The sequence below is a fragment of the Streptomyces sp. NPDC049577 genome (assembly GCF_040675635.1).
Classification (GTDB): domain Bacteria; phylum Actinomycetota; class Actinomycetes; order Streptomycetales; family Streptomycetaceae; genus Streptomyces.
In genome coordinates, this window is sequence record NZ_JBFAPH010000280.1 from 1 (window position 1) to 8,209 (window position 8,209).

Annotated in this window: 10 protein-coding genes; 7 read left to right on the forward strand and 3 right to left on the reverse strand. The window is 75.0% G+C overall.

Going from position 1 to position 8,209, the window contains the following annotated elements; translation table 11 throughout:
• The 5 genes from AB0K09_RS25260 to AB0K09_RS25280 all read left to right on the forward strand — a co-directional run.
• Positions 1–645, forward strand: a 645-nt coding sequence (locus AB0K09_RS25260) for an NADH-ubiquinone oxidoreductase-F iron-sulfur binding region domain-containing protein (RefSeq protein ID WP_366067671.1), incomplete at its 5' end; no start/stop codon positions are given.
• Positions 646–795: 150 nt separating this feature from the next.
• Entirely contained in the window at positions 796–1,773 is a 978-nt protein-coding gene (locus tag AB0K09_RS25265) for an SCO0930 family lipoprotein (protein ID WP_366067672.1), read from the forward strand.
• Positions 1,774–1,912: 139 nt separating this feature from the next.
• A complete protein-coding gene (locus AB0K09_RS25270) occupies positions 1,913–2,059 on the forward strand; it encodes a hypothetical protein (RefSeq protein WP_366067673.1) in 147 nt (48 codons plus the stop codon).
• On the forward strand, positions 2,056–2,661 hold the full coding sequence (locus AB0K09_RS25275; protein WP_366067674.1) for a PRC-barrel domain-containing protein: 606 nt from the start codon (positions 2,056–2,058) through the stop codon (positions 2,659–2,661). Before AB0K09_RS25270 ends, AB0K09_RS25275 begins: the two co-directional genes overlap by 4 nt.
• Entirely contained in the window at positions 2,655–3,098 is a 444-nt protein-coding gene (locus tag AB0K09_RS25280; RefSeq protein WP_366067675.1) for a PRC-barrel domain-containing protein, read from the forward strand. The genes AB0K09_RS25275 and AB0K09_RS25280 overlap by 7 nt, the downstream gene beginning before the upstream one ends.
• Before the next feature lie 9 nt (positions 3,099–3,107).
• On the opposite strand, the gene AB0K09_RS25285 is transcribed toward AB0K09_RS25280, so the two are convergent.
• From AB0K09_RS25285 to AB0K09_RS25295, 3 genes are all read right to left on the reverse strand, one after another.
• Positions 3,108–5,528, reverse strand: coding sequence for a SpoIIE family protein phosphatase (locus tag AB0K09_RS25285; RefSeq protein WP_366067680.1), 2,421 nt, complete (start codon positions 5,526–5,528; stop codon positions 3,108–3,110).
• Positions 5,529–5,712: 184 nt separating this feature from the next.
• Entirely contained in the window at positions 5,713–5,931 is a 219-nt protein-coding gene (locus tag AB0K09_RS25290; RefSeq protein ID WP_366067676.1) for a hypothetical protein, read from the reverse strand.
• A 129-nt stretch (positions 5,932–6,060) separates the two neighbouring features.
• The gene (locus AB0K09_RS25295; RefSeq protein WP_366067677.1) at positions 6,061–6,360 is read right to left on the reverse strand and encodes a DUF5133 domain-containing protein; all 300 of its coding nucleotides are present in this window, start codon (positions 6,358–6,360) and stop codon (positions 6,061–6,063) included.
• A gap of 49 nt (positions 6,361–6,409) precedes the next feature.
• On the opposite strand from AB0K09_RS25295, the gene AB0K09_RS25300 reads away from it, so the two are divergent.
• Together AB0K09_RS25300 and AB0K09_RS25305 are read left to right on the forward strand one after the other, a co-directional pair.
• Positions 6,410–7,255: a class I SAM-dependent methyltransferase gene (locus AB0K09_RS25300; RefSeq protein ID WP_366067678.1), complete on the forward strand. Its 846-nt coding sequence runs from the start codon at positions 6,410–6,412 to the stop codon at positions 7,253–7,255.
• 180 nt (positions 7,256–7,435) lie between these two features.
• Positions 7,436–8,209, forward strand: a 774-nt coding sequence (locus AB0K09_RS25305) for an NAD(P)-binding protein (RefSeq protein WP_366067679.1), incomplete at its 3' end; no start/stop codon positions are given.

Sequence of the window (8,209 nt, forward strand, 5' to 3'; positions counted from 1 at the left end):
CGGGTGCCGGAGCGGTGCGTCACCGGTGAGGGCACGGCTCTCGTGCGGGGCGCGGGCGGCCTGCTGCCGCTGCCCGAGTCGACGTGCCCGGTCGGCGAGACGGCGCGGGTCGCCCGGTGGCTGGCGGCGGAGTCGGCGGGGCAGTGCGGCCCGTGCTTCGAGGGCCTGCCCGCGCTCGCCGAGAGCCTCTTCGAGGCCGCGCAGGGCGGCGGGCGCCGCGCCCTGGACGGCGTACGGGCCCGGATGCGGGCGGTGGAGCGGCGCGGGGCGTGCGCGCATCCGGACGGCACCGCCCGATTCGTGGCCTCGTCGCTGGCCGCGTTCGCCGGGGACTTCGAGGCGCACGCACTGGGCAGCGGCTGCGGGCGTCCGGTCCTGGGGGTACTGCCGCTGCCGGACGGTGTGCGCGGTCCCGCCGTGGTGAGCGCGCGGCCCGCGTTGCCCAAGGAGCGGCTGCTGGTGGACTGGACGCTGTGCCGGGGCCACGGTCTGTGCGCGGACCTGCTGCCCGGACTGCTGCGGCTGGGCCCCGACAACTACCCGGAGCGGGCCGCGATCGACGTACCCGCCCGGATGCGGCCGCGGGCGCTGCGCGCGGTGCGGCGCTGTCCGGCCCTGGCGCTGCGGCTGGAGGCGGCCGACTGAACCTTGCCCGAGGCGGCCGGCCGCACCCGGGCCGTTTTTCGGCCGTGCGTGACAACTTTCGCGGTTCCGCTGAGCGTTCGCGGGACCCGGCCCGTACTTCCCGGCACCGGCGGACCGTCCGCCGGGCCCTCGAGGAAAGGAACACCCGACATGAACAAGCGGCGACAGCTCTCCCTGGCGGGCGCGGCACTCACCGTCTCGGTGCTGGCGACGGCGTGCGGCGGCAGCGGCTCCTCCGGGAGCGACCAGGGCTACGACGCCCGGCCCGCGGCCAACAGCTCGGACGCCGGCAAGGGTTACGGGTACGGCTCGGGGGCCGCCGACGGCTACGGCGGGGGCAAGAGCTCGGACGGCATGGGCGCGGCCGGCGGCAAGCTCGCCGTGCGGCAGGCGGCGGACCTGGGCCAGGTCGTCACCGACGAGAAGGGCTTCACCCTCTACCGCTTCGACAAGGACACCGCGAAACCGCCGGCCTCGCACTGCGACGGCGACTGCGCCAAGGCGTGGCCGCCCGTGCCCGCCGGGAGCGCCTCGGTGTCCGCGGGGATCGACGCCTCCGCCCTGGGCGAGGTCCAGCGGGCGGACGGCACCCGGCAGCTGACACTGGGCGGCTGGCCGGTCTACCGCTACGCGAAGGACACCTCCCCCGGTGACACCAGGGGACAGGGGGTGGGCGGCACCTGGCACGCGCTCGCGCCCGACGGCAAGAAGGCCGGCGAGGGTTCCGCGGCCGGCAGGGCCGGGGAGGACCAGGGCGCGGCGGACGGCGTGTCGGTCGCGGACAACGCCAGGCTCGGGAAGATCGTCGTGGACGGTCGGGGCCGGACGTTGTACCGCTTCAGCAAGGACAGCGCCTGGCCGATGAAGTTCGCCTGCACGGGCGCCTGCCTGGACACCTGGAAGCCCGCGAAACCCGTGGACAAGGCCAAGGTGCGGGGAGTGCCCGAGAAGCTGGTCTCCACCGTGACCCGGCCCGACGGCACGCAGCAACTGGCCATCGACTGCTGGCCGGTGTACTGGTTCACCGGGGACGGCAAGCCGGGGGACGTCAACGGCCAGGGCAAGCAGGGGCTGTGGTTCGCCGTGGACGACCAGGGCAAGAAGATCACCGCCGCCCCGGCAGGCTGAGCCGGTCACCGGGGCGGCGCGCACCAAGTCGGCTCACCCACACGTGTGTTGACGGGAATCGTGCCGGACGCACCGGGCATACGAGCTCGTGCCGAAGCCGGCCGGGAGCGGCCGGCACCCGGTCGACGGGAGGTGGACGGTGGACTGGTGGGCATGGCTGGTCATCGTGGTCGTGGGTGTCCTGGCGGTGGCCGGGACCGCGGCGGGGGTGCAGGCCCGCAGGCGCTCGGGGACGGTGATCGCGGTGCGGCGCGGCCGCGGGCCGGGGAGGAGGGCCGTGCGGTGACCGCGTTGTTGCTGGCGTCCCAGCTGGCCAAACGGCCGGTGGTCACGCTCGACGGGGAGGCGGTGGCACGCGTCAAGGACACCGTCTTCGACGGCCCTGCCGGGCAGGTCACGGGTTTCACCCTGAACGGTCTCGGTGTGCTGGCGGGTCCGCTGAAGCGGGCCCTGCCGTGGTCGGCGGTGTACGCGCTCGGGCGCCACGCCGTCATGGTGTCCGGTCCGGAGGCGCTCACCGAGCCGGGCGTGGTCGTGGCCTCCGGCGAGGCGGCCCGGGGCGCGGTCCTGGGCGTGCGGGTGCTGACGGACGCGGGCGCGGAGGTGGGCACCGTGCTGGACGTGGTGGTCGAGGGCGGCACCAGCGGCCGGGTGGCGGGGTTCCGGATCGCGGCCGCGGAAGCGTTCGACCGCGACCGCCGCGAGGTGTTCGTCCCCCGGGGCGAGACCCTGGCCGTCTCCGGGGAGGCCCTGGTCATCCCGGTGGGGGCCTGTCACTTCGTCGCCGACGACCTGCCGAGCTTCACCGCGCAGGTCGGCGCCTTCCGCGCCCGGCGGGAGCCGGCCGCCGGCGGCCGGCCGGAGGGGAAGGAAGCCGAGCCATGGTGATGCTGTTCTCCCAGGCGCGCGACTGCCCGGTGGTCAGTGCGGAGGAAGCGACGGAGCTGGGCCGGGTGACGGGGCTGACGCTGGACGCCCGTACGGCCCGCGTCGGTCATCTGCGGCTGTCCGGCGCGTCCGGCAGGGGTGGGACCGCCCTGCCGTGGAGCGAGGTGCACGCGGCCGGGCCGGACGCGGTCATCGTGCGTTCCGGCTCCGCCGGCCGCCCGGTCGCGGAACTTCCACCGCACGTGGAGGCCTTGGGCGCGCGGGTGCTGACGGACCTCGGCGACGAGCAGGGGACCGTCAAGGACATCGCCTTCGATCCCGTCACCGGGCGCGTGGTGACCGTCTACACCGCGCTGGGCGCCCTGGACGGGCAGCGGGTGATCGGGCTGGGCCCGTACGCGCTGGTCGTCCGCGCGGCCGTCTGCGACCGAGGCTGAGACCGGGGCTCAGGGGAGGTCCTGGGGCAGCGTCTGCTCGGTCCAGACGGTCTTGCCCTCGCGCCGGTGGCGGGCGCCCCAGCGTTCGGTGAGCTGGGCGACGAGGAAGAGGCCGCGTCCGCCCTCGTCGGTGCTGCGGGCGCGGCGCAGATGCGGGGCCGTGCTGCTGGGGTCGGACACCTCGCAGATGAGCCGGGGCCCGCGGATCAGGCGCAGGGTCACGGGTCCGCCGGCGTAGCGGTAGGCGTTGGTGACCAGCTCGCTGACGATGAGTTCGGTCGTGAAGACCATCTCGTCGAGGTCCCACGCCTGTAGTTGACGGGTCATCAGGGAGCGGGCCTGTGAGGCGGCGGTGGCCTCGGCGGCCAGGGTCCAGGTGGCCACCTGCTCCTTGCCGAGGGTGCGGGTCCTGGCGAGGAGGAGTGCGACGTCGTCGGCGGGGCGGGCGGGCAGCATGGCCTCCACCACCGCCCTGGACATCTCCCGCAGCGTGCCCGTCGCCGTGGAGAGCCGTTCGGCGAAGCGGTCGAGGGCGGCGTCGACGTCGTCGCCCGGCTGGAGGAGGCCGTTGGTGTAGAGGGCGAGGACGCTGTCCTCGGGGAGGGAGAGCTCGGCGGACTCGAAGGGCAGGCCGCCCAGTCCCAGGGGTGGCCCGGCGGGCAGGTCGGGGAAGGCGACCGCGCCGTCGGGGGTCAGCACGGCGGGCGGCGGGTGGCCGGCCCGGGCCAGGGAGCAGGAGGCGGACACCGGGTCGTAGACGGCGTACAGACAGCTGGCTCCGGTGACGTGGCCGTCGGGGAACCCGGTGACGCCCGTCTCGTGTTCGGCGGCCAGGCGCTGCACGAGGTCGTCGAGGTGGGAGAGGACCTCGTCGGGTTCGAGGTCGAGGTCGGCCAGGGTGTGGACGGCGGTGCGCAGCCGTCCCATGGTGGCGGCGGCCTCGATGCCGTGGCCGGTGACGTCGCCGACGACGAGGGCGACGCGGGCGCCGGAGAGGGGGATGACGTCGAACCAGTCGCCGCCGACGCCGGCGACGGCTCCGGCGGGGATGTACTGGTGGGCGACCTCGGCGGCGGGCAGGTCGGGGAAGTCGCCGGGGAGCAGGCGGCGCTGGAGGGTCAGGGCGGCCTGGTGCTCGCGGGTGTAGCGGCGGGCGTTGTCGATGCAGACGGCGGCGCGGGCGGCGAACTCGCCGGCGAGGGTGAGGTCGTCGTCCTCGAACGGCTCGGGGCTGCGGGCGCGCCACAGGGTGACGAGGCCGAGCACGTGGCCGCGTGCGGCGAGGGGCACCAGCATCAGGGAGTGCAGGCCCAGGGCGCGGGCGTGTTCGACGCGTTCGCCCGCCAGGGCGGCCAGGCCCTCGTCGCCCTCCAGACGGGAGACCAGGACGGGGCGCTGTTCGGCGACGCAACGGCTCTGGGGGCTGTCCGGGGCGAAGTCGGGCGCGTCGCCCACCGGGTTCATCAGGGTCCCGGTGCCCGGTACGACGGACTTCAGGGCGGCTCTGCGCAGCGGGCCGTCGCCCTCGGCGGAGGGTTCCTCGCCGCGGCTGACGGATTCCAGCAGGTCGACGGAGACGCAGTCGGCGAGGCCGGGGACGGCGACGTCGGCCAGCTCGCGGGCGGTGGCCGCCACGTCCAGGGTGGTGCCGATGCGGGCGCTGGCCTCGTTGAGCAGGGCGAGCCGGCGGCGGGCCCGGTGGCCCTCGGTGACGTCCTCGACGATCTGGGCGACGCCCTGGACGTGTCCGGCGGAGTCCTCCATGCGGAAGGCCGAGACGGAGACGAAGCGGTGGCGCTCGGGGTCGGTGAGCAGCCGGCAGGACTGCTCGGTGAAGATCATCGGGCGTCCGGTCTCCAGCACCTTCCGCAGTCCGCTCTCGACGGTCTCCGCGTCGTCGGCCAGCAGGAAGTCGCCGATGCGGTGGCCGCGGGCGAGCTCGGCCGGGATGCCGCCGAGGCGGGCGATCGCCTTGTTGACCCGCAGGATGCTGAGGTCGGGGGCGTGGGTGGCGAGGCCGACCGGGGAGCGCCGGAAGAAGCCCTCCAGAACAGAACGGTCGTTCTCCCACTGCATCACGTCCTCGGCGGGGGCGCCGACCAGGAACCACTCCTCCCGCCCGCCCTCGCGCACGACGCGGCGGGCCCGAATGCCCAGGTGGGCGCGGTGACCGTCGCGGTGCAGAACGGGCAGGGTGCCGAACCAGCCCTCCCCCCGCCGGCAGGTGTCGGCCGCCGCCCGGGCCAGGTCCCGGTCGCGGGGCGCCACGAGGGCCTCGAGGGCGGGACGTCCCAGCACGTCGGCGGCGGGGTGGCCGAGCAGCCGCTCGGCGTACTCGCTCCAGCCGATGACGGTTCCCCGGTGGTCGAGCGCCGCCGAGGCCGCGCGGGCCACCGAGAACGGGTCCTCGGGGCTCTCGCTGAACGCCATCGGTCCCTTGGTCACCACCGCTCTCCTTCCCGCGCGGGTCCCACCTTCCACAGTGATGGCTGTCCGGCTTCGCCGCTTCTTCATTCGGCGCGACGGTGTACGGCCGCGGGCGGTCCGGCTGCCGCGCGGCCCGCGGACGGGGGTGCGGTGGGGGCCGCGGGCGGGGTGCGGTGGGGGCCGGGGCTCAGGCGGCGTGCCGGCCTCCGCGGCCGGTGGCGCGGCCCGTGCCGGGACCCCGGCGGGGCCGGCGGCCGGAGGGCGGGTCCGGTACGACGGACAGGTGCCGCTCGCCGGGCACGTGACGCGGCTGCCCGGGGTTCTTCAGCAGGCGTTCCTCATAGCGTCCCAGGGCCAGCACCAGGCACAGCATCAGGGGAGGCAGGAGGAAGGCGACGGCGACCACGATGACTCCTTCGGGGAGGGACGGGGGCCTGCAAGGCGGCTTGCCGCACACGGCCGGGGCAAACCGGTCGCGGGCCCCGTCACACCGTCCCCTCGCCTCACCGGGCGGAACGCCGGGCGGGCGCGATGGTCACGGGGCGGCGGTCAGCGCGCTGTCGTCCTCCACGCGGGCCCCGGGCAGCCGGTGGCGCGCGGCGATCAGGGCGGCGTCGACGTCCCGGGTCCCGGTCGACACGCACAGGGTGTAGGCGATGTCTGCCAGCCTCTGCCGGGTGGCGGGGTCGGCGTTCCCCGAGGCCACGGCGCGTTCGAGGGCGGTGTAGCGCTCGACGAGGTCGTGGAGAACGGCAGGATGGGCGAGCAGCATGGATTCCTCCTCCAGGAGACGCATGGTGTCCGCCACGCGTCTGCCCGGTCGTTCGCGTCTCATTCCTCCTCCGGCTCATTGGTCACGCCAAGTGACGTTCTAGGGTGACCTCATGACCGAGGAGACCGTGGAGACCGTGGAATCACCCGCCGCTCCCGGCCGCGAGCGGCGCCGGACGTTCGGCGAGGCCGCCGAGCAGTATGAGGCCGCCCGCCCCGGCTATCCGGACCGACTCGTCGACGACGTCCTGGAGTTCGCGGGCCCGGGCGCCGGCCCGGTGCTGGAGGTCGGGGCCGGCACGGGCAAGGCCACCCTGCCCTTCGCCGCCCGTTTCGCCGTCACCGGCACGTCGCTGACCTGTGTCGAGCCCGACGCGCGGATGGCCGGAGTACTGGCCCGGAACTGCGCGGATCTGCCCGGGGTCGCCATCGAGGTCGGCGACTTCGAGAACCTGCGTCCAAGCCGGCGGTTCGGGCTGCTGTACTGCGCGCAGGCATGGCACTGGATCGATCCCGGGGTGCGCTGGGAACGGGCCCGTGCCGCGCTGCGCCCCGGCGGGACGGTCGCGCTGTTCTGGAACGACTGGGTGGCGGCCGGCGAAGACGTCCGGCGGGCGCTGGTGGCGGCCCATGAGCGCCATCTGGCGGACATGCCTCCGCACACGATCCTCGACGCGCGGCCGCGGGAGACCGTCATGGGCCCGGGGTCGTGGGTGGCGAGCGAGATGGGGTCCGGCGGCGGCTGCACGGACGTCACCCACCGCACCTACTCCTCGGTACACGAGCGGTCCACGTCCGCGGTGATCGATCTGCTCTCTTCCCTCTCCGCCTACCGGCTGATACCTCAGGCGGTCCGGGAGGCGCTGTTCGCGGAGGTGGCGGAGGTGGTCGACGCGCACGGCGGCATGCTGCGGCTGGAGACCACGACGGGGCTCTTCCTGGGCCGCGCCCCGGCCTAGGGCGAATCGTCCCCCGGGCGCATCCCGGCTCACGCGGCGGGCGCGGGGTGCGCCCGGTCAGCGCGGTGTGCCCGTGATCTCCCGATCGATGGAGTTTGCCGAGTTCCCGCCGCACCCGGGGGCAGTGCCGCATAGGTTCCGGAACCAGGTCTTCCGTGGGGTTGCGAGAGGCGGGGCGGCATGGGCGGAGCCACGGGGAACGGTCGGGTCGCGCGGCGGGAGGTGCTGCGGTACGGGGCGGCGGCCGCGGGGGCGGTGGGGCTGGGTGGGGGCTCCACCGGGTCCGCGGTGGCACGCGGGGCCGGCGGCCGGCGGGTGGCGGTGTTCGGCGCGGGGGTCGGGGGGCTGACGGTCGCGCAGGAGCTGGCCGAGCGGGGCTTCGAGGTGACGGTGCACGAGCGCCGCGCGGTCGCCGGGGGCAAGGCCCGGTCGCTGTACGTGCCGCACAGCGGCACCGGGGGCCGCCGGGACCTGCCCGGGGAGCACGGGCACCGCGGGGTGTTCGGCTTCTACCACAACCTCCCGGACACCCTGCGGCGCATCCCGCGGCCGGGCGGTGGCACCGTCTTCGACAATCTGACGCCCGTGACCCGGATGGAGCTCGATCGGTCCGGGCGCCGCACGGACATCCCCCTGCCCGTCCGGCCCTGGACGCCGTCGCTCACCGACACACCACTGCTGATCACCGCGGTCGCCGGCCTGTTCGAGGAGCAGTTCCGGCTGCCGCCGCTGGAGGCGTTGTTCTTCGCCAAGCAGCTGGTGATGCTGTTCACCAGTTGCGACGAGCGCCGGTTCGGCCAGTGGGAGTACGTGGGGTGGCTGGACTACATCAGGGCCGAGCGGATGTCGGCCGACTACCGGCGGCTGTTCGGCGGCGGCGTCCAGCTGATCGAGGCGCTCAAGCCCGCGACGGCCAGCAGCCGCACCTGCGGGCAGGGCTTCGAGGCGGTCTTC